Source organism: Aeromonas sp. A04 (assembly GCF_047780465.1).
GTDB lineage: Bacteria > Pseudomonadota > Gammaproteobacteria > Enterobacterales > Aeromonadaceae > Aeromonas > Aeromonas bestiarum.
The window spans coordinates 1-386 of the sequence record NZ_JBLNHP010000026.1; the positions used below are offsets into that span (position 1 = coordinate 1).

Genomic DNA, 386 nt, shown 5'->3' on the forward strand with positions numbered 1-386 from the left:
TATTAGGCGCCAACCTTTCCTCCTCGCTGAAAGTGCTTTACAACCCGAAGGCCTTCTTCACACACGCGGCATGGCTGCATCAGGGTTTCCCCCATTGTGCAATATTCCCCACTGCTGCCTCCCGTAGGAGTCTGGACCGTGTCTCAGTTCCAGTGTGGCTGATCATCCTCTCAGACCAGCTAGGGATCGTCGCCTTGGTGAGCCATTACCCCACCAACTAGCTAATCCCACCTGGGTTCATCCAATCGCGAAAGGCCCGAAGGTCCCCTCCTTTCCCCCGTAGGGCGTATGCGGTATTAGCAGTCGTTTCCAACTGTTATCCCCCTCGACTGGGCAGATCCCCAGGCATTACTCACCCGTCCGCCGCTCGCCGGCAAAAGTAGCAA

Annotated in this window: 1 rRNA gene; it reads right to left on the minus strand. The window is 57.0% G+C overall.

Features of this window, described 5'->3' with window-relative positions:
- A 16S ribosomal RNA gene (locus tag ACM3N8_RS22360) occupies positions 1-386 on the minus strand; the annotation flags it as partial.